Raw genomic sequence first — 19,605 nt, forward strand, 5'->3', positions numbered from 1 at the left:
CCGCCCCGGCCGCGGGTCAGAGGCCGCCGGTGAACAGGAGGCTGTTGGGGGAGCCCGGGCTCAGGTTCCGCACCACGTCCTTGGTGCTGTTCCGGTACAACCACGTGGCGACCTGCTGCGGGGTCTCCGTCGGGTGCGCGGCCTTGTACAGGGCCGCGACCCCGGCGACGTGCGGCGACGCCATGGACGTGCCGTTCATGGCGACGCTGCCGCCGCCCAGCCTGGCGGAGACGATGTCCTGGCCGGGAGCGTAGCCCGACAGGCAGCGCCCGTAGTTGGAGAAGTCGGTCTCCTGGTCGTACCGGTCGGTCGCGCCGACGGTGAACACCCGGGACGCGGAGGCCGGAGAGACGGTGCAGGCGTCCTTCGAGCTGTTGCCGGCCGCGATGACCGGGAGAACCCCGCTGTCCGAGAGGGCGTTGGCGGCGTCGTTCACGGCCTGGGTGAAGTCCCCGCCGAGGGAGGCGTTGGCGACGGCGGGCTGGCGGGCGTTGCGGGCCACCCAGTCGAACCCGGCGATGATCCCCGACCAGGGCCCCCGGCTCTCGCAGTTCAGGACCCGGACGGCGACCAGGTTCACCTTGCGCGCCACCCCGTGCGTACTGCCGCCGACCGTGCCGGCGACGTGCGTGCCGTGGCCGTTGCAGTCCTGTCCGTTCCGCCCGTCGCCGATGGCGTCGAAGCCGACGGTGGCGCGGCCGCCGAACTCGGCGTGGGCGGTCTCGATCCCGGTGTCGATGATGTACGCGGTGACGCCGGCGCCGCTGCCCTGCGTGGTGAAGTCGTTGTCGAGGGGCAGGTTCCGCTGGTCGATGCGGTCCAGGCCCCAGGAGTAGGCCGGCGCCCGCATCGTGTTCGAGCCGACGGGCGTGGGCGGGGCGGAGGCCGTCGCGTCCTCCTCGACCGACTTCACCCCGAAGCTCAGGCGCACGATCTCCAGCTGGAGCTTGGTCATCGGCGCCGCGAACCCGTTCAGCACCTTGCTGTAGACGAAGGTCGGCTTCAGGCCCAGGTCCTTCGCCCGCTTCGCCGCGTCGACCCCCTTCTCCAGCGTCACGATGTACTGGCCCGGAATGGCGGCGGCCGAGGTGTGCAGCGGCACCGGAGTCGGTTCCGGACCGGCGGCGGAGGCCGTACCGGCCGCGACCGGGGGGACGGCGAGGAGCGCGGCGGCGGCCACGCGTGCGAGCAGGCGCATGGGGGGTACTCCCTGAGGGGTGGGGGCGGAACGGATACCGGCCGGCCGCGCCCGCCGGCGGACGTCGTCCCGGCGCCGGGGCGGCCTCCGCCTGCATCGGCGCCGCCCCCCCCCCGCTTGAGCCGCCCCCTCCCCGACCGGCCGACCCTCCGCGACGCCCTTCCGATCCCTGCGCCGAAACGAATCTCCCCGCCGCGCACCCGGCCCCGGCAGGGCCCGCACCGCTCCCGTCACCCCCGCCGAAGTCCACCCGTACGGCCCGCCCCCGCCCGGCCGGTGCGCTCCCCCGTGCCCCGCCACACCGCCGGAGGTCGTTGACCGGCCCCGCCGCGCATGGTGGCCTCGGGCCATGCGCACCCCTCTCCGCCTGGCCCTGCCCGTGGCCGCCGCCCTCGCCACCCTGGCCCCGTCGGCGTCCGCCGCCACCGCAGCTGCCGTACGCGAACCCGTCCCGCACACGGCACCGGCCGCGGACTCGCCCTCGTACATCGTCACCGTGCACCGCGGCTTCGACCCCGCCGCCGTCGCCGCCCTGGCCGGCGTCACCCCGGACCACGTCTACCGGCACACCCTGAACGGCTTCTCGGCCCACCTCACCCCCGAACAGCTCGCCGCCCTCACCGCCGAGCCGGGCGTGGCGTCGGTCGCGGCGGACGGCACGGCGTCGGGCACGGAAGCCGGGACGGGGGCCTTCTGAGCGCTCACCCCATCGGGCTAATGCGACCTGATCGGGCCATCACGCTCTGGCATATGCCCCTAGCCTGTGCGGCATCCGCACCCGAACGGAGCCGCGCATGACGATTCAGTCGATCCGGAGGTGGGCCCACGGGGCAGCATGGTGTCGAGGAGGCGACACCATGACCCCCAGCTTCGCCGAGCACCCGCAGATGACGGCCGAGGAGTTCGAACAGATCGCCCGCACGGCGCCCGAGACGGTGACCCTTGAGTTCATCCAGGGAAAGCTTGAGGTCAAGCCCGTGCCTGACGGCGACCACGACGAGATCGTCATGTGGGTACTGCGGCACTGCATGCAGCAGCGCCCAGAGCTGGCCCTGTACCCGGAACGGGGGCTGGCCGTCGAGAAGTACCGCTCGGGCCGAGCCCGGCCCGACGGCGTACTGGCGCCCGTCGGCACGTTCGCGGGTACGGGCGAGTGGGCCGATCCGGCGGGTGTACTGATGGTCCTGGAGGTCACCTCCCACGACGCCGACACCGACCGGCGCGACCGCAACGAGAAGCGCGACGGGTACGCCGCCGCCGGCATCCCGGTCTACCTGCTCATCGACCGCGACACCTGCGCCGTGACCGTCCACAGCGACCCCGGCACCGGCAGGTACCACCAGAGCCCGTCCTTCCCGTACGGGGCCACCGTCAAGATCCCCACGCCGGTCGGCATCACCCTCAACACCGAGTCCCTGAAGGACTTCACCCGCTAACGAAACCCGCCGCGGGACCCGCCCCTCACCGCCCCGCCCCGGCGGCGGCCCGCAGGAACGCGGTCAGGTCCTCCACGGAGTACCCCAGCTTCGGCCCCCGCTCGGCCGCCATCAGCAGCAGCTGCCCCACGGCCTCCGCGCCCCACCCGTCGCTCCCGTCGGCCGCCCACTCCTCCAGCCGCGCGATCCCCAGGTCGGCGAACAGCAGCCCGTACCCCTCCCGCACCTCCGCACAGGTCGCGGCGACCGCGTCCAGCAGCCGCGCCCCCGGCCGCTCGCACCGCAGCGCGAAGCACCCGCCGGCCTCCTCCGGCACGCACCCCTCGGGCGGCCGCGCCCGCAGCCGCGCGTAGCGCGCGTCGTCCGGGCCCGGGAAATCGTCCACAGGCCTGTGGACCAGCACGAACCGGTGCCACCCCGGCGGTGGTGGCGGCTGCGGGCGCCAGGCCGTGAGCCCGAACGCCTCGTGCACGAGCGCGGTCGCCTCGTCCGCGCTCCCGGCGGTCCCCGCCTCGCGCCGCTCCCCGTCGTCCCCGACGGCGGTCCACGGCCCCTCACCCCCGTCCCGCCACACCCGTACGGACAGCCCCGCGCCCTTGCGCCGCCAGCCGCCGCCCCCGCCCACGGCCGCGTCCAGCCCGCGCAGCCGCCAGCCGAGCTCGAACGCGAACTGCGCCGCGTCCACGGCGTCGCTCACGCCCCCGCCCGCTCGTGCAGGACGGCGGCCAGCCGCAGGGCGGTGTCCAGATTGCAGCGGCCGAGGTCCACGAGGGGGAGCCTGTAGGTTCCGGCGGCGGAGACCCCGTCCACGTCGAGGGAGGGGAAGGTGACCCCGACCCCCTCCAGGGACTCCCTCAACTGCCGCACGGCCTCCTCGGCCGCCCTCATCCGCTCCTTCGGCGTGAGCACCATGACATGTCACCTTTCCACTCTGAGTATTCAGGTTCTCTACACAGAGTGGCGGTGGGGTGGCTAGCCTTCAAGCAGGTCCACCGCAGCAACCGCAGCTGTTGAAGCAGGAGTTGCCATGCCCGGAAAGCCCCTCGACCCCTCCTCACCCCGCGCCCTCCTGGGCGCCGAACTCCGCGTAGCCCGAGAGCGTGCCGCCATGAGCCAGGCCGGCCTGGGCGAGAGGCTGTTCGTCAGCGGCTCGTACGTCGGCCAGATGGAGGCGGGGACGCGGCGCATCACGCCCGAACTCGCCGCGTCGATAGACGGGATCCTCGGGACGAACGGCTTCTTCACACGGAACTCCGTGGAGCAGGGGAAGTCCAAGTACCCCGAACACTTCGAGGAGGCGGCGGAGGCGGAGGCCGAGGCGCTGACCATCCGGGAGTACGCGCCCCTCGTCATCCCGGGACTGCTCCAGACGGAGGCGTACGCACGAGAGATCTTCCACGCGTACCAGCCGACTGCGCCGCAAGCCGTCATCGACGAACTGACCGAGGCTCGCCTGGACCGCGCCAAGCTCCTCGCCGACCCAACAACGCCCCTGTTTTGGTGCGTCCTCGACGAGGCGGTGATTCGGCGGGCCGTCGGGCGCCGGGGTGTGATGACCGACGCCCTCCGACACATCATCGGTCTGATCCGGGCACGTCGGATCATCGTCCAGGTAATCCCCTTCAGCGCGGGTGCCCATGCGTCTCTCATGGGGCCGCTCAAGCTGATGGCCTTCGAGAACGCTCCCCCACTCGCTTATCTCCAAGGCAATGGAACGGGAATGCTGTTGGATGATCCGGCCACGGTCGCCCGACACGCCCTGACCTACGATCTCCTCACGGCCAGCGCGTTGTCACCCACCGACTCCCTGGCCCAGATCGAGTCTGCGGCGGAGGAACACGCACATGACCAGCACTCCTGAGTACGACCTGTCAGCAGCCACCTGGCACAAGTCCAGTTACAGCGGCGGCGACGGCGGTGACTGCCTGGAGATGGCCACCTGGCGCAAGTCGACCCACAGCGACGCCAGCAACGGAAGCTGCGTAGAGGTCTGCGACGCCCACCCCGACCTCGTCCCCGTCCGGGACTCCAAGCAGCCGGAAGGCCCGCACGTGGTGTTCCGCGCGCAGGCCTGGGCCGAGTTCGTCCGTACGCTCTGACCCGTCACAGCCCACCGGGGCCCGTTCCGACGCTGGTGATGACGTCCGTCGGGTGGGCCCCCTCGGGGCGGCGCGCAGCCGAACGGCTCACCGTCCCGGCGCCACACCCGCCGACGTCGTTGACCGGCCCCTCCGCGCGTGATGGCCTCCCCACATGCGCAACCGTGTGAGTCGAGCCCTGCCCGTGGCCGCCGCCGTCCTGGCCGCCGTCGCCGTCCTGCCGCTGTCCACCGCCGCCGTCGCCGCCGTGGGCCACCCGGCACGGTGGACCGCTCCGGCCGACTGGCCCTCGTACATCGTCACCGTGCGCCGGGGCGTCGACCCGGCCGCCGTGGCGGGGCAGGTCGGCGGCGTACGGCCGGACCGCTTCTTCCACCGCGCCCTGAACGGTTTCGCGGCCCGGCTCAGCCCGGAGCAGGTCGCGGACGTGGCCGCGCTGCCTGGGGTGCTGGCGGTGGAGGCGGACGGCTCGGCGGGGCCCGCCTGAGGGCACGGCCGGCCCCGGCGGCCACGATTCCGCCGCCGGGGCCGGTCACCTGCCTCCTACTGCGGGGCGGAGCTTCCCGGTGGGGCGATGTCGAACGAGGGGTGCGCGGCCCACGCGCCGCTCGCCCCGCCGCCGTCCCACCACTGGGACCGGACGGCGCCGTTGGAGCCGACCCAGAACACGTCCAGGTGGTTGTTGCGCTGCACGACGGCGGCGACGCCCGAACTGGTGGCGGCGGCACCGGGTGAGGTGATGCTGAACGAGGGGTGCGCGGCCCACGCACCGCCCGCACCGGCGTCCCACCAGTGCGACCGCACCGAACCGTCAGGCCCCACCCAGAACACGTCCAAGTGGTTGTTCCGCTGGGACACGGCCGCAACACCCGAACCTGTGGCAGCGGCACTCGGCGACGTGATGCTGAACGACGGATGCGCCGCCCACGCACCGCCCGCACCGGCGTCCCACCAGTGCGACCGCACCGAACCGTCAGGCCCCACCCAGAACACGTCCAAGTGGTTGTTCCGCTGCGACACGGCCGCAACACCCGAACCTGTGGCAGCGGCACTCGGCGACGTGATGCTGAACGACGGATGCGCCGCCCACGCACCACCCGCGCCGGCATCCCACCACTGCGACCGCACCGAACCGTCAGGCCCCACCCAGAACACGTCCAAGTGGTTGTTCCGCTGCGATACGGCGGCCACGGCCGAACTCGGGACGGCGCTGCCCGGAGCGGTGATGCTGAACGACGGATGCGCCGCCCAGGCGCCACCCGCACCGCCACCGTCCCACCACTGCGACCGCACCGAACCATCGGGCCCGATCCAGAACACGTCCAGGTGGTTGTTCCGTTGGACCACGGCCGCAACACCCGAGCCGAGCGCGGCGGCGCCCGGTGGCGCGATGCTGAACGACGGGTGCGCGGCCCACGCACCACCCGCGCCGGCGTCCCACCACTGCGACCGCACCGAACCGTCAGGCCCGATCCAGAACACGTCGAGATGGTTGTTCCGCTGGGACACGGCGGCCACGGCCGAACTCGGGACGGCAGTGCCCGGATCGGTGATGCTGAACGACGGGTGCGCCGCCCACGCACCACCCGCGCCGGCGTCCCACCACTGCGACCGCACCGAACCGTCAGGCCCCACCCAGAACACGTCCAAGTGCCCGTCGCGCTGCGCGACCGCGCTGGTGCCGCGGAAGGCCGTGGTGGGCGCGGGGGGCTGCGGGGGTACGGGAGGGGGAACCGGGTTGACGCTGCCGGGCGGGATGGCGCGCTGCCCGACGATGTTGCCTCCGGCGGCGTACCGGCACACCAGGATCCAGCCCGTGTGGACCGTGCCCGAAGCCTGGTCCTTCACCGGCACGCCCTCCGTCACACCGCAACCGATCTCGGTGGTGCGCGACTGGGGCGACATCCAGATGATCTGGGAGTAGTGGCCCCAGACCTTGAAGTTGGTGTCGTCGACCACCGGATTGCCCTTGCCCCTGTCGTCCAGGTCGAACTTGGGCTTCTCCGCCATCCAGCCTGACGAAGGGTCGAACGCGATCATGGGCCGAGCCGGCAACGGGAAGGCGTTGAGCAGGTTCTCGCCCTCGTTGCCGTTCGAGGCACGGCTGCTGTGGTGGAGATCGCCACCCGCGCTGGACGCCGGGTCGTCGGCCCAGGCCTGCGCGTCACAGGCCAGCTTGGGACTCCAGGCGACGGACTGGGTCTGCAGGTCGAGGGCGGGGTTGTACTTCTGGATGGCCACCTGGCGCGCGTCGTTGTGGGCGGCGACGAGGCTGTCACGGTCGGCGGCCGAGATCTGGGAGCCCGTACCGGGCGGGGGGGCGCCCGCGCACACGGCGGACTTCGCGACGGCCTCCGGGGTGTACGCGAAGGCGGTGGAGGTCGAGCCCATCATGACGAGGCCGCACAGCAGCGCGGCAGCGGTTGCGAACGAGTTCGGTTTCATCGAATACCTCGACGGGATCCCTCACCGGAGGGCAGGAGTGCCGCCTGAATGCCGGGATGCGTGCCGCACACGTCCGTGCAGGCCATCGACCGGTGGTGGCGATGAGACCAGTGTCACCCATGCGGCCCCGTCCCGCCCGTCCTGGCCCGACGGGCCCTCAGCTCCCCGCGTCCGGCGGCAGCAGCGCCAGCAGGGCCGCCCTGGCCACGGCGGTGCCCGACATGATGCCCGTGTAGCGGCCGGCGTCGGTGAAGGCGATGTAGTCGCCCTCGTCCAGGAGGGCCGCGCGCAGCCAGGCCGCGTCGTCGTCGGTGTGCTCCAGCGCCCGCGTGTGCAGGACCGGGGTGAACAGTTGCTCCAGCCGGGGGACGTCGATCTCGTCGGGCGAGGTGTCGAACCGGTCCACGCCCCGGGCCAGCAGCTGTTCCTCCAGGAACGGGCTGAGGGTCTCGCGCGGCGGCGGGTGCGTCAGACCGCGCATGCCCTCCAGGCCGAGCTCCTTCATCAGCCGCGCCGCCGGCACCGGCCCCGACGCCTCGGCCATGCGGACCCCCGCGGCCTGCCCGGAGGCCTCCAGGTACGCCTTGCGCAGGGCAGGGTCCGCCTCCTGGAGGCGCTGGAGGAGGTCGGCCGGGGTCGCCCAGCCGGCGAACCGGCCGGGCCGGCCCTGAAGCTGGGCCGTGAAGACCACCACGGCGGGCCGGCCGAGCCGGGAGGCCGCCGCGCACAGGAGCAGCAGCCGGTGTTCCCACCAGGCGTGGCCGTCCTCCAGGTCCACGACCACCACCTCGGCGCCGCGCAGGCCGCGCAGCGAGGTGAGCGTCCCGGACCCGCCGTCACCGGTCAGGGAGACGCCCGGTTCGGGGACGATGTTGCGGGGGACGGCCAGCCCGCGCCGGGCCCCGGCCGCCGCCGTGAGGGCGATCTTGACGGTGCCCAGCTCGACGGTCCCGCCGCTCGACGCGACCCCGCTGAGCACCACCAGCAGGACGGGCAGCACGCTCAGGGCGACGATGGCCAGCAGCGCCCACCCCGCCGACACGGAACCCAGGCCCAGCGCGTTCCGCGCGGCGCCCCAGGCCACCGCCAGCACGACCAGCAGCACGGGCACGAGCAGCACGGCCGCCCGTACGCCGAACGGCCAGAACGCCAGGCCCGCCTTCGCCTTGCTCGACCTGCGGAGCGAGTCCACGGGACCCATTATCGGCCGCCCCGCCGATCACCGCCCGGGGAGGCGGAGGCGCCCGGTGGCGGCTAGCTCCGGTAGACCCGCAGCTCCGGCACCTCGTACGACATCTCCGTCTGCTGCGGCCCGGGGGCCGGGTGGTAGCGGCCGGCGCTGACCGACAGGTTGACGATGAGGTAGGCGCGCCAGCCGCGCCCCACGCCCCGCCCGTCGGAGAAGGCGCGGGTGCCGTTGACCCACCAGACGACGGACCGTTTGCCGAACTCGACCCTCAGGTCGATCCAGGCCCCGGGACGGATGGCCGGGTCGCGGTAGTAACGGTGGGCCTCGCGGACGTGGTTGGAGAGTTCGAGGAGGTCCGGGTTGTCGGGGTGGTACTCGAAGACGTCGATCTCCTGGCCGCCGTCCCGCCAGGTCCAGATCGCGGGCCAGGCCCCCGTCTCGGCGGGCAGCCGGACCCGGGCCTCCAGGACGTCACCGGTGCGGACGGTGAACCCCTGGTCGCTGCCCTCGGTGGTGAGCAGCCCGGTGTCCCAGTTGCCGTCGGGGCGGCGGGTGGCGCGGAAGGTGCCGCCACGGCTGTAGGCGGGGTCGGCGGTGAGGTGGTCGAGCTTGTTGTCGCCCGGGTTGACCGGGCCGCCGTCGGGATAGGCCCAGGAGCGGCCGGCCACCCACTGGGCGGCGGAGGTGAAGTCGGCGGTGAGGACGGGGGCGCCGCGCGGCGTGAACACCGGCAGGCCCCCACCGCCCGCGGCGGGCAGGAGGCGGCCGGTCAGGCGGCGCAGCCATCCGGAGTGGTCCGATTCCATGAGGGTGTCCTGCCCACCGGAAGGCCCGACACCCTCCTGTTCTCACTCAGAGTAATCATACGATTGCGCGGGCGGCCTCGACGAAGGCGCGGATCAGCTCGGGGGACTTCACCCCGCGCTCCCGCTCGACCCCGCTGGAGACGTCCACGCCCCAGGCGCCGGTGGCGGCAACGGCCTCCCGGACGTTGCCCGGCGCGAGCCCGCCGGCCAGCAGCCAGCGCCCCTCGGGGGCCCTGAACTGCGCGGATCCCCAGTTCCAGGGCTTGCCGGAGCCGGGGTCGGGGGCGTCGATCAGCAGCAGGTCCTCCCCGTACTCGCCGCAGCGCGCGACGTGCTCGGCGGTGGCCCGCAGCAGGGTCCGGCCGGGCGCGCGGAGCTCCTCGTAGTACGCGGCGGGCTCGTCGCCGTGCAGCTGCACCCCGCGCACGCCGCTCTCCTCCGCGAGCCGGCGCACCTCCTCCAGCGACTGCCCCCGGAACACCCCGACGGTGAGCACCCCGTCCGGCACCCGAGCCCCGAGCTCGCGCGCCCGTGCGGCGTCGACGGTGCGGGGGCTGTTCGGCGCGAGCACGAACCCGACGGCATCGGCCCCCGCCGCCACCGCCACGTCGACGTCCTCGGGGGTCTTCAGCCCGCAGATCTTCACGAAGAGCTCGCTCATACCCCCAGTCAACCAAAAGCCACCCTGACGGGGTCGCCCCGTCTCGGAACCCGGGCACGGCCCACCCCCCGCCACTAGCCTGGGACGAGGCACACATTCAGGGGCAGCACGCCACCCGGAGGACCACGGTGACGATCGCGTTCGAGACCCTCCTGCGCACCGTCGAGGAGATGGATACGCCAGACGGCTTCAAGGCCGAGCTCATCCGGGGAAAGATCATCGTGTCACCGCTCTCCAAGCTGCGCCACGTACGCCGGATGCGCGAACTGCGGCAGCAGCTGGAGCCCCTCGCCCCTGACGGGCACATCGTCGAATACATGCCCTTGCTCTTCAGCTTCCCGGCGGCCGAGCGCGCCTACGCTCCCGACCTCTTCGTCGTGGACGAGGCCGCGTTCGACGGGGAGGGACGGCATGCGGACGCGGCGGCGCTGTCCCTGGTCGCCGAGTTCACATCCGCCCCCACGAGGGACGCGGACTGGAAAGAGAAGGCGGAGGTGTACGGGCAGCTGGTCCCGGTCTACCTGGTCGTCGACATGCAGGACTCGGAGATCACCTGCTTCTGGGATCCCTCCCCGCACGGGTACCGCTCCCGGACGACGATCTCCTTCGGAGAGGCTCTTCACGTACCGGCGCCGTTCCGCTGCAAGCCCGGCACCACCGGCTTCTAGCGGGCACCCCGAAACGCCCGAGGGACAGCCGATCAGGCGGCCACCGCCGCCCGGGGCTCAAGCCGCGGGAGTCCGAGCGCTTTGTCTGTGGAATGGGTGGTGGGCGGAGCCCACCACCCACCACCACCCTCCCCAACCCGCCGCCATACCAGGCGGGATGACGATCCGTGAGCGGCTTGCCACGCAGGGCCATCAGGCCCTACCTTGCGGCTGGAAACGAAAATCGGCCCCCGCTGGTGCGCCAACACCACACGAGGGCCTGACCATCAAGATCACAGGACGATCTCATGGATGCCGACCAGCTTAGTGCTGCCCCGCACCCCCTCGCCAAGCCCGGCTACGGCAAAATCGCCGCCCCGGAGCAAGCCCCCCGCACCGCTCGCGACTTCACGCACCTCCCTGCCCGCGAGGCGGCCGTCGCCGGATACCTCGACCGCCTGCCGGACGGCGCCGACATCAGCGTGAAGACCCTCGCGGCCGTCCTGCCCCTGTGGGGCCAGTGCGCCCTGCGCACCGCGCTCAACCGGCTGGCCACGGCAGGCCACCTGCACCGCGTACGCCAGCGGCTCCCCGGCGAGACCACCCGGTGGGTCACCCGCACCTTCTTCTCCCGCACCCCCCGCGACGACGCCTGGTGGTCCCGGTTCACCCGCAGGGATTCCCCCGCCCCGACGGCCCCACCACCACCCCCACAGGTACCCCCACCCCTGCCCTCACCGACGCCACCGCCACCGCCACCGCCACCGCCACCGCCACCAGCCTCGCCCCCGCCAACGGCGCCGACCCAGCCCCCCGCCGTCACCGGCGTCCCCGACGCCTACGCCGTCCTCGCCTCGCTCGGCCGCGCCGCCCCCGCCCTCGCGCTCTCCAAGGCCGACTGCACGGCCCTCGCCCCGCTCCTCGTGCCCTGGCTGGCCCGGGGCCTCAGCCCCGACCGCATCCGGCTCGCCCTCACCGCCGGCCTGCCGTCGCCGGTCCACCACCCGGCGGCCCTGGTCCGCAAGCGCCTGGAGTCCAGACTCCCCGCCGCGCCGCCCGCCCCGGCCCCAACCCCGGCATCCCCACTCCGCGCCGAGTGCTCCGAATGCCGCGCCCCCGGCCCGCCCGCCGCCTTCACCGAGGGCCGCTGCCGCGCCTGCCGCCCCGACACCCCCCGCCCGCCGGTCTTCACCCCGTCCCTCACCCCGGCCGAGGTCCGCGCCCACGCGGCCCGCATCCGCGAAAGGAACCGCCGATGACCAGTCCCCCGCTCCACCGGCGCCGAACCCGGGCACCATGGAGTCGAGGAGGCGACCCCATGACCCCCAGCACCGCCGCGCACGCCCAGATGTCGCTGAAGGATTTCGAGACACTGGCCGGCCGCGCACCCGAGACCGTCACGCTCGAATTCATCAACGGAAAGCTGGAGGTCAAGCCGGTGCCCGACGGCGACCACGACGAGATCATCATGTGGGTCGCGGACCAGTGCATGGCGCACCGCCCCGACCTGCGCCTGTACCGCGAGCGCGGGCTGCGCACCGAGCAGTACCGCAACGGCCGCGCCCGGCCCGATGGTGCACTCGCCCCGCAACGGCACTTCGCCGGGCACGGCGAGTGGTCCGATCCCGCAGGGGTGCTGATGACCGTCGAGGTCACGTCGCACGACCACGACACCGAGGCCCGCGACAGGCAGGAGAAGCGTGACGGTTACGCGCAGGCGGGCATTCCCGTGTTCCTGCTGATCGACCGCGACAGCGACACCATCACGGTCTACAGCAACCCGGAAAACGGACGCTACCTTCGGCGGGAGTCCTGCTCCTACGGCGGAACCCTCACCCTCCCCGAACCGGTCGGCTTCCCACTCACCACCGAGGAGCTCAAGGACTACGCCCACTGAAACGCCCGAGGGCGGCACCCCCTCCGTCAGGAAGGAGCACCGCCCTCGTTCGAGAACAGCCGATCAGCCAGGGGCCGATCAGAAGTCCATGTCACCGCCCGGCATGCCGCCCGGAGCGGCGGCGGCCTTCTCCGGCTTGTCGGCGATGACGGCCTCGGTGGTCAGGAAGAGCGCGGCGATGGACGCGGCGTTCTGCAGCGCGGAGCGCGTGACCTTCGCCGGGTCGATGATGCCCTCGGCGATCATGTCGACGTACTCGCCCGTGGCGGCGTTCAGACCGTGGCCGACGGCCAGGTTGCGCACCTTCTCCACGACGACGCCACCCTCGAGACCACCGTTGACGGCGATCTGCTTGAGCGGGGCCTCCAGCGCGAGCTTCACGGCGTTGGCGCCGGTCGCCTCGTCACCCGAGAGCTCCAGCTTCTCGAAGACCGAGGAGGCCTGGAGCAGGGCCACGCCACCGCCGGCGACGATGCCCTCTTCGACGGCCGCCTTGGCGTTGCGGACGGCGTCCTCGATGCGGTGCTTGCGCTCCTTGAGCTCGACCTCGGTCGCGGCACCGGCCTTGATGACGGCCACGCCGCCGGCCAGCTTCGCGAGGCGCTCCTGGAGCTTCTCGCGGTCGTAGTCCGAGTCGGAGTTCTCGATCTCGGCGCGGATCTGGTTGACGCGGCCCTGGACCTGGTCGCTGTCACCGGCACCGTCGACGATGGTGGTCTCGTCCTTGGTGATGACGACCTTGCGGGCGCGGCCGAGCAGGTCGAGACCGGCGTTCTCCAGCTTGAGGCCGACCTCCTCGGAGATGACCGTGCCGCCCGTGAGGATGGCGATGTCGCCGAGCATGGCCTTGCGGCGGTCGCCGAAGCCCGGGGCCTTGACGGCGACGGACTTGAAGGTGCCGCGGATCTTGTTGACGACCAGGGTCGACAGGGCCTCGCCCTCGACGTCCTCGGCGATGATCAGCAGCGGCTTGCCGGACTGCATGACCTTCTCCAGGAGCGGCAGCAGGTCCTTGACCGAGCCGATCTTGGAGTTGACGATCAGGATGTACGGGTCGTCGAGCGACGCCTCCATACGCTCCATGTCGGTGGCGAAGTACGCCGAGATGTAGCCCTTGTCGAAGCGCATGCCCTCGGTGAGCTCGAGCTCCAGACCGAAGGTCTGCGACTCCTCGACGGTGATGACGCCTTCCTTGCCGACCTTGTCCATGGCCTCGGCGATGAGCTCGCCGATCTGGGTGTCGGCGGCGGAGATGGAGGCCGTGGAAGCGATCTGCTCCTTGGTCTCGACATCCTTGGCCTGCGCGAGCAGGGCGGCGGAGACGGCCTCGACGGCCTTCTCGATACCGCGCTTGAGGGCCATCGGGTTGGCACCCGCGGCCACGTTGCGCAGACCCTCGCGTACGAGCGCCTGGGCGAGGACGGTGGCGGTGGTCGTACCGTCGCCGGCGACGTCGTCCGTCTTCTTGGCGACTTCCTTGACCAGCTCGGCGCCGATCTTCTCGTACGGGTCCTCGAGCTCGATCTCCTTGGCGATGGAGACGCCGTCGTTGGTGATCGTGGGCGCACCCCACTTCTTCTCAAGGACGACGTTGCGACCCTTGGGGCCAAGGGTGACCTTGACGGCGTCCGCGAGCTGGTTCATGCCACGCTCGAGACCGCGCCGGGCCTCCTCGTTGAACGCAATGATCTTGGCCATCTGAAGTGGTCCTCCAGGACTGGGGTTCCCCCCACGCCGCCAAGCGTCAGGGGAGGGTGGATTGCTCCGGACCGCGCCCGCGCCCGCGACGGACGGCCTGCCGACCCGGCGGTTCCTTCCCGCCGGACCCTGCGGGCCTCACCGGCCCGGTCCTCGTCTTGTAGCACTCTCACCCGGAGAGTGCTAACGCCAATGATTAGCACTCGGCCCCCACGAGTGCAAGCGGCTTCGAGCCATGGCGGCCCGGCGCCCGCATGCCGGGACGGCCCGGACATACGTGAGGGGCCCGCATCCCGGCCGGGATGTGGGCCCCTCACGTGTTGGTGCGAGCGTCGGTGGCCGATCGCGCTTCGACTCAGCCGGCCGCGAGCTTGACCATGTCCGCCTGCGGACCCTTCTGGCCCTGCGAGATCTCGAACTCGACCCGCTGACCCTCTTCAAGGGTGCGGTACCCGTCCATCTGGATGGCGCTGTAGTGGACGAACACATCCGCACCACCGTCGACCGCGATGAAGCCGTAGCCCTTCTCCGCGTTGAACCACTTGACGGTGCCCTGAGCCATGCCTAACTCCCCTATTACTGGCCCTTGCGCAGGTCCGCACTTCGCGGACCCGGGTCAGAACTTGCGCCGGAACGCCTCGACCGGGGCTGAATGTATCCGCACCGCTGCTGTCTGCAACAGGTCAATCCGACGAGAAATCTGGACAGGCGCAAACGTGGAAATAGACTGAAAAGTTGTCCTATTCCTGGGCAACTCGGGCCTGACAAGGCTCACCAATGCCCCATAAGGCGCGCGCATGTTGACTCAATGTCAACCCTCGCTTAGCCCGTTCATATGCGGCGGGCAAGAACAGCGGAGGGGACTTCCCCAACTCTACCGCGCCCAATCAAGCAGAATTGCCCCCTCCGCTTTTAGCGGAGGGGGCAATTCTGATTACCTCGGGGCGCCGGACGGCTCAGCAGCCGCCCGCGACGGCGGGGATGATCGAGACGCCCGCGCCGTCCGGCGTCGCCGTCTGCAGGCCGCCCTCGAAGCGCACGTCGTCGTCGTTGACGTAGACGTTCACGAAGCGGCGCAGCTTGCCCTGGTCGTCCAGGACGCGCGCGGCGATGCCCGGGTGGTTCGCCTCCAGGGAGTCGATGACCTCCGCGAGGGTCGCGCCCTCGGCCGGGACCTCGGCGACGCCGCCGGTGTAGGTGCGCAGGATGGTGGGGATGCGGACGTTGACGCTCATGGCGCTACCGCCTTTCCGTGTAGTACGAGGGAAGGGTCAGGCCAGGCCGGCGGCGCGGAACGCGTCCAGGCTCGGGCGGATGGTGGCGGTCTGGCCGCTGTCCGCGGCCACCGCCTCCAGGGTCTTGAGGCCGTCACCGGTGTTCAGGACCACGGTGGTCAGCGAGGGGTCGAGCTGCCCGTTCTCGATGAGCTTCTTCGTCACGCCGACGGTCACGCCACCCGCGGTCTCGGCGAAGATGCCCTCGGTCTGCGCGAGGATCTTGATGGCCTCGACGACCTGCTCGTCGTTGACGTCCTCGACGAAGCCGCCGGTGCGGCGCGCGATGTCGAGCACGTACGGGCCGTCCGCCGGGTTGCCGATGGCCAGGGACTTGGCGATCGTGTTCGGCTTCTGCGGGCGGACCACGTCGTGACCGGCCTTGAAGGCGGTGGACACCGGGGAGCAGCCCTCGGCCTGGGCGCCGAAGATCTTGTACGGCTTGTCCTCGACCAGACCGAGCTTGATCAGCTCCTGGAGACCCTTGTCGATCTTGGTGAGCTGCGAGCCGGACGCGATCGGGATGACGATCTGGTCGGGCAGCCGCCAGCCGAGCTGCTCGCAGATCTCGTACGCCAGGGTCTTGGAACCCTCGCCGTAGTAGGGGCGCAGGTTGACGTTGACGAAGCCCCAGCCCTCGCCCAGCGGGTCGCCGATGAGCTCGGAGCAGAAGCGGTTCACGTCGTCGTAGTTGCCCTCGATGCCGACCAGGTCGCCACCGTAGACACCGGCCATGACGACCTTGCCCTGCTCCAGGTCGTGCGGGATGAACACGCAGGAGCGGAAGCCGGCGCGGGCGGCCGCGGCGCCGACGGCGCCGGCCAGGTTGCCGGTGGAGGAGCAGGAGAGGGTGGTGAAGCCGAAGGCGCGGGCGGCCTCGACGGCGATCGCGACGACGCGGTCCTTGAAGGAGTGCGTCGGGTTGCCGGAGTCGTCCTTGACGTAGAGCTTGCCGGTGACGCCCAGCTCCTTGGCCAGGTTCTGCGCGTCCACCAGCTTGGTGAAGCCGGGGTTCAGGCTCGGCTTGGACGCCACGTCCGCGGGGACGGGCAGCAGCGGCGCGTAGCGCCAGATGTTGTTCGGGCCGGCCTCGATGGCCGCGCGCAGGGCCTCCGGGTCGCCGACGGGCAGCTCGTAGGCCACCTCCAGCGGACCGAAGCACTCGACGCAGGCGAAGATGGGGCCGAGTTCGAAACGGGTGCCGCACTCACGACAGGAAAGGCCGGTGGCGGGGCCGAGATCGACGGATCCGGCGTCGGCGGAGGCGTTGGCAGAGGTGGCGACAGACTGTGCAGCCATGATGGCGAGGCCCTTTCTCCTCATCTTCCCCATGGCGCACTTCGCCATGAGACGGAATTGGCACCTTCCCGAGCCGGGGCCTCGCGCGAGCGAGAACCGACTGGAGGGTTGCCGGGGCTTCAACGGGCCGTGTCCCTCTGCCCCTCTGGATGAGCGGTATGGCACCGGCACACGCGCTCGATGGCGCGCCGGTGCGTTTGTTGCGGGGCCCCCGGCATGCGGTGGGCCTTCGCGTTGTTCAAGACTGTAACCGAAGGGGCGGCTGGTTGAGACAGCCGTCCGAACCGCGAGATGGATCACAATTCGGCCGAAAAGCGCCGGGTGTGGTGGCGCGGCCGACTAGCCGGGGAGTGCTGAGAGTGCTGGATGAGGTGGAGCGCTGGCTGGCCGACCGCTCCTGGTCCGCCGCCGACCGACCGCTCGACCAGCTCCTGGAGCGCAAACGGGCGACCGGGACCACGGTGAGCGTGGTGCTGCCCGCGCTCGACGAGGAGGCCACGGTCGGAGAGATCGTGGAGGTGATCCGGCGCGATCTGATCGAGGCCCCGCCGGTCCCCCTGGTGGACGAGCTGGTCGTGGTCGACTCCGGGTCCGCCGACCGGACGGCCGAGGTCGCGGCGAAGGCCGGCGCCCGGGTCGTGCACCGGGACGCGATCCTGCCCCGCATCCCCGCCGTGCGCGGCAAGGGCGAGGTGCTGTGGCGCTCGCTGCTGGCCACCACCGGGGACGTCGTCTGCTTCATCGACGCCGACCTGCGCGACTTCTCCTCCTCCTTCGTCTCCGGGATCGTCGGCCCGCTGCTGACCGACCCGCAGGTGCAGTTCGTCAAGGCCATGTACGACCGCCCCCTCGGGGACGCCCCCGGCCAGGGCGGACGGGTCACGGAGCTGGTGGCGCGCCCCCTGCTCAACCTCCACTGGCCGCAGCTCGCCGGCTTCGTCCAGCCCCTGGGCGGCGAGTACGCCGTACGCCGCTCCCTGCTGGAGCGGCTGCCCTTCCCCGTCGGGTACGGGGTCGAGCTCGGCCTGCTCGTCGACGCCCTGCACACCGTCGGACTCGACGCCATGGCCCAGGTCGACGTGGGGGTCCGGCTGCACAAGCACCAGAGCGGGCAGGCGCTGGGCCGGATGGCCGCCGCGATCTACCGCACCGCGCAGCTGCGGCTCTCGCGCGGCCACCTCGTACGGCCGGAGCTCATCCAGTTCGAGAGGGGGCCGGACGGGTTCGTTCCGCGCACCTACCCCGTGGACACGGAGGAGCGGCCGCCGATGCTGGAGATCGAGGAGTACGCGGTCCGGCGCGTGGCGTGAGCGGGGCCGGGCCGGACCCCGCCCTGACGGACGCGTGACGAACCGGGCATTTCCCGGACGTTTGAGCGAGGAGACCCCGGGCTAGGTTCGCGGCATGGCTTCTCAGGTACTCGTCGCCGCCAACCGCGGCCCGCTCTCGTACGCCCTCGCCGCCGACGGCACGCTCAGCGCCCGGCGCGGCGGGGGCGGTCTGGTCTCCGGCCTGTCCGCGGCCCTCGCGGCGCAGCCGGAGGCCCTGTGGATCTGCGCGGCCCTCTCCGACGCCGACCGCGAAGCGGTCCGGCGGGGGGTCTCCGAGCCCGGGGTGCGGATGCTCGACATCGACCCCGGGGTGTACGACGACGCGTACAACGGCATCGCGAACTCGGTGCTCTGGTTCACCCACCACCACCTCTACGACGTCCCCCGCGAACCCGTCTTCGACGCGGAGTTCCGGCGCCGCTGGGACTCGTACACCGCCTACAACCGGGCCTTCGCCGAAGCACTGGCCGAGGAGGCCGCGCCGGGCGCCCGCGTCCTCGTCCAGGACTACCACCTGGCCCTGGTTCCGGGGGCCCTGCGGGAACTGCGCCCGGACCTGCGGATCGCCCACTTCACCCACACCCCGTGGGCCTCCCCCGACTTCCTGCACATGCTCCCGGACGACATCCGCAGCCGGCTGGTGTGGGGCATGCTCGGCGCCGACCAGCTGGGCTTCCACACCGCGGCGTGGGCCGCCGCCTTCATCAGCGGCGCGACGGTCGACGACGTCCACGGCGTCGCGGACGGGTTCGTCCCCCGCGAGGACCACCAGGGCGGCGTCCACCACCGCAGGCTGCTGGAGGACGGCCGGTACGCGGAGATGCGCTTCACCGGGGTCGGCCAGTATCCACTGGGTGTGGACGGCGACGACCTGCGCGCCCTCGCCCACCGCCCGGAGGTCGACGACAAGCTGGCCGCGCTGCGCGCGGAGGTCGGGGACCGCCGGACGATCGTGCGGGTGGACCGCACCGAGCTGTCGAAGAACATCCTGCGCGGCCTCGCCGCCTACCGGGAGCTGCTGACCGTCCACCCGGAGTGGCGCGGCCGGGTGGTCCACCTGGCGTCGGCCTATCCCTCGCGGCAGGACCTGGAGGTCTACCGGAACTACACGGCGGCGGTCGCCTCGCTGGCGGAGGAGATCAACGCCGAGTTCGGGACGGAGGACTGGCAGCCGGTGCTCGTCTCCGTCCAGGACGACTTCGCCCGCTCCCTGGCGGCGTACCGGATGGCGGACGTGGCGCTGATCAACCCGGTGCGGGACGGCATGAACCTGGTCGCCAAGGAGATCCCGGTCGTGTCGGAGGCGGGCTGCGTGCTGGTCCTGTCGACGGGGGCGGGCGCGTACGAGGAACTCCGCCAGGACGCCCTGACGGTCAACCCGTACGACGTCACGGCGACGGCCGAGGCCCTGCACGCGGCCCTGACGATGCCGGACACGGAACGCGCGGAACGCACGAAACGCCTGTCGGCAGCCGCCACGACCCTCCCCCCGGCGGCCTGGTTCACAGCCCAGCTGGAGGCTTTGGGGGGCTGAGGGGGGCGGGGCTCGCGGTGCGGGCCCGCCATCGCCCCCGCGAGGGGCCGGGGGCCGGTCGGTGGCTGCCCACCCGCCTCCCCGTCTGCGG

The 19,605-nt window shown here is 71.9% G+C and carries 21 protein-coding genes and 1 riboswitch; of the genes, 10 read left to right on the forward strand and 11 right to left on the reverse strand.

Going from position 1 to position 19,605, the window contains the following annotated elements; genetic code table 11:
* Positions 1-16: 16 nt before the first annotated feature.
* On the reverse strand, positions 17-1,198 hold the full coding sequence (locus tag AB0O29_RS21805) for a S8 family serine peptidase (RefSeq protein ID WP_365153735.1): 1,182 nt from the start codon (positions 1,196-1,198) through the stop codon (positions 17-19).
* Between the two features lie 349 nt (positions 1,199-1,547).
* On the opposite strand from AB0O29_RS21805, the gene AB0O29_RS21810 reads away from it, so the two are divergent.
* Together AB0O29_RS21810 and AB0O29_RS21815 are read left to right on the forward strand one after the other, a co-directional pair.
* Entirely contained in the window at positions 1,548-1,895 is a 348-nt protein-coding gene (locus tag AB0O29_RS21810; protein WP_365153737.1) for a protease inhibitor I9 family protein, read from the forward strand.
* Positions 1,896-2,055: 160 nt separating this feature from the next.
* Complete coding sequence (locus tag AB0O29_RS21815; protein ID WP_365153739.1) at positions 2,056-2,634, forward strand: Uma2 family endonuclease; 579 nt, start codon at positions 2,056-2,058, stop codon at positions 2,632-2,634.
* Positions 2,635-2,659: 25 nt separating this feature from the next.
* Here AB0O29_RS21815 and AB0O29_RS21820 read toward each other — a convergent pair whose 3' ends face one another.
* Positions 2,660-3,331 (reverse strand): hypothetical protein, encoded by a 672-nt coding sequence (locus AB0O29_RS21820; protein ID WP_365153741.1) that lies wholly within the window; start codon positions 3,329-3,331, stop codon positions 2,660-2,662.
* Positions 3,328-3,546 (reverse strand): hypothetical protein, encoded by a 219-nt coding sequence (locus AB0O29_RS21825; protein ID WP_365153742.1) that lies wholly within the window; start codon positions 3,544-3,546, stop codon positions 3,328-3,330. The genes AB0O29_RS21820 and AB0O29_RS21825 overlap by 4 nt, the downstream gene beginning before the upstream one ends.
* Positions 3,547-3,661: 115 nt before the next feature.
* On the opposite strand from AB0O29_RS21825, the gene AB0O29_RS21830 reads away from it, so the two are divergent.
* The 3 genes from AB0O29_RS21830 to AB0O29_RS21840 all read left to right on the forward strand — a co-directional run bounded on the left by AB0O29_RS21830 (position 3,662) and on the right by AB0O29_RS21840 (position 5,220).
* The gene (locus AB0O29_RS21830) at positions 3,662-4,495 is read left to right on the forward strand and encodes a helix-turn-helix transcriptional regulator (RefSeq protein WP_365153744.1); all 834 of its coding nucleotides are present in this window, start codon (positions 3,662-3,664) and stop codon (positions 4,493-4,495) included.
* Positions 4,479-4,733, forward strand: a complete 255-nt coding sequence (locus tag AB0O29_RS21835; RefSeq protein ID WP_365153745.1) for a DUF397 domain-containing protein — start codon at positions 4,479-4,481, stop codon at positions 4,731-4,733. Before AB0O29_RS21830 ends, AB0O29_RS21835 begins: the two co-directional genes overlap by 17 nt.
* Positions 4,734-4,887: 154 nt before the next feature.
* A complete protein-coding gene (locus AB0O29_RS21840; protein WP_365153747.1) occupies positions 4,888-5,220 on the forward strand; it encodes a protease inhibitor I9 family protein in 333 nt (110 codons plus the stop codon).
* 56 nt (positions 5,221-5,276) lie between these two features.
* Here AB0O29_RS21840 and AB0O29_RS21845 read toward each other — a convergent pair whose 3' ends face one another.
* From AB0O29_RS21845 to AB0O29_RS21860, 4 genes are all read right to left on the reverse strand, one after another.
* Positions 5,277-7,178, reverse strand: coding sequence for a CAP domain-containing protein (locus AB0O29_RS21845; protein ID WP_365153749.1), 1,902 nt, complete (start codon positions 7,176-7,178; stop codon positions 5,277-5,279).
* Positions 7,179-7,335: 157 nt separating this feature from the next.
* On the reverse strand, positions 7,336-8,370 hold the full coding sequence (locus AB0O29_RS21850; protein WP_365153750.1) for a hypothetical protein: 1,035 nt from the start codon (positions 8,368-8,370) through the stop codon (positions 7,336-7,338).
* 62 nt (positions 8,371-8,432) lie between these two features.
* On the reverse strand, positions 8,433-9,173 hold the full coding sequence (locus tag AB0O29_RS21855; RefSeq protein WP_365153752.1) for a beta-glucanase: 741 nt from the start codon (positions 9,171-9,173) through the stop codon (positions 8,433-8,435).
* Between the two features lie 55 nt (positions 9,174-9,228).
* Positions 9,229-9,834, reverse strand: a complete 606-nt coding sequence (locus tag AB0O29_RS21860) for a phosphoribosylanthranilate isomerase (protein ID WP_365153754.1) — start codon at positions 9,832-9,834, stop codon at positions 9,229-9,231.
* 128 nt (positions 9,835-9,962) lie between these two features.
* On the opposite strand from AB0O29_RS21860, the gene AB0O29_RS21865 reads away from it, so the two are divergent.
* The 3 genes from AB0O29_RS21865 (at position 9,963) to AB0O29_RS21875 (ending at position 12,378) form a co-directional block, all read left to right on the forward strand.
* Positions 9,963-10,502, forward strand: a complete 540-nt coding sequence (locus AB0O29_RS21865) for a Uma2 family endonuclease (protein WP_365153756.1) — start codon at positions 9,963-9,965, stop codon at positions 10,500-10,502.
* 287 nt (positions 10,503-10,789) lie between these two features.
* Positions 10,790-11,740, forward strand: a complete 951-nt coding sequence (locus tag AB0O29_RS21870; protein ID WP_365153758.1) for a hypothetical protein — start codon at positions 10,790-10,792, stop codon at positions 11,738-11,740.
* A gap of 59 nt (positions 11,741-11,799) precedes the next feature.
* Complete coding sequence (locus tag AB0O29_RS21875; RefSeq protein ID WP_365153760.1) at positions 11,800-12,378, forward strand: Uma2 family endonuclease; 579 nt, start codon at positions 11,800-11,802, stop codon at positions 12,376-12,378.
* Positions 12,379-12,456: 78 nt separating this feature from the next.
* Here the strand turns inward: AB0O29_RS21875 and groL are convergent, their stop codons facing one another.
* From groL to thrC, 4 genes are all read right to left on the reverse strand, one after another.
* Positions 12,457-14,076, reverse strand: a complete 1,620-nt coding sequence (groL, locus tag AB0O29_RS21880; RefSeq protein ID WP_125813871.1) for a chaperonin GroEL — start codon at positions 14,074-14,076, stop codon at positions 12,457-12,459.
* A 355-nt stretch (positions 14,077-14,431) separates the two neighbouring features.
* On the reverse strand, positions 14,432-14,638 hold the full coding sequence (locus AB0O29_RS21885) for a cold-shock protein (protein ID WP_008743607.1): 207 nt from the start codon (positions 14,636-14,638) through the stop codon (positions 14,432-14,434).
* Between the two features lie 394 nt (positions 14,639-15,032).
* Positions 15,033-15,311 carry a MoaD/ThiS family protein gene (locus tag AB0O29_RS21890; protein ID WP_365153762.1) on the reverse strand — a complete coding sequence of 93 codons (279 nt, stop codon included), beginning with the start codon at positions 15,309-15,311 and terminating at the stop codon, positions 15,033-15,035.
* Between the two features lie 36 nt (positions 15,312-15,347).
* Positions 15,348-16,649 (reverse strand): threonine synthase, encoded by a 1,302-nt coding sequence (gene thrC / locus AB0O29_RS21895; RefSeq protein ID WP_365153764.1) that lies wholly within the window; start codon positions 16,647-16,649, stop codon positions 15,348-15,350.
* A gap of 17 nt (positions 16,650-16,666) precedes the next feature.
* A riboswitch (SAM riboswitch) is annotated at positions 16,667-16,805 on the reverse strand.
* 203 nt (positions 16,806-17,008) lie between these two features.
* Between thrC and AB0O29_RS21900 the strand changes: the two genes are divergently transcribed.
* Positions 17,009-17,959 (forward strand): glucosyl-3-phosphoglycerate synthase, encoded by a 951-nt coding sequence (locus tag AB0O29_RS21900; RefSeq protein WP_365153765.1) that lies wholly within the window; start codon positions 17,009-17,011, stop codon positions 17,957-17,959.
* A gap of 94 nt (positions 17,960-18,053) precedes the next feature.
* Positions 18,054-19,514 (forward strand): trehalose-6-phosphate synthase, encoded by a 1,461-nt coding sequence (locus AB0O29_RS21905; RefSeq protein ID WP_365153767.1) that lies wholly within the window; start codon positions 18,054-18,056, stop codon positions 19,512-19,514.
* Positions 19,515-19,605 lie beyond the last annotated feature (91 nt).

Source organism: Streptomyces sp. NPDC089915 (assembly GCF_040684675.1).
Lineage (GTDB): Bacteria > Actinomycetota > Actinomycetes > Streptomycetales > Streptomycetaceae > Streptomyces.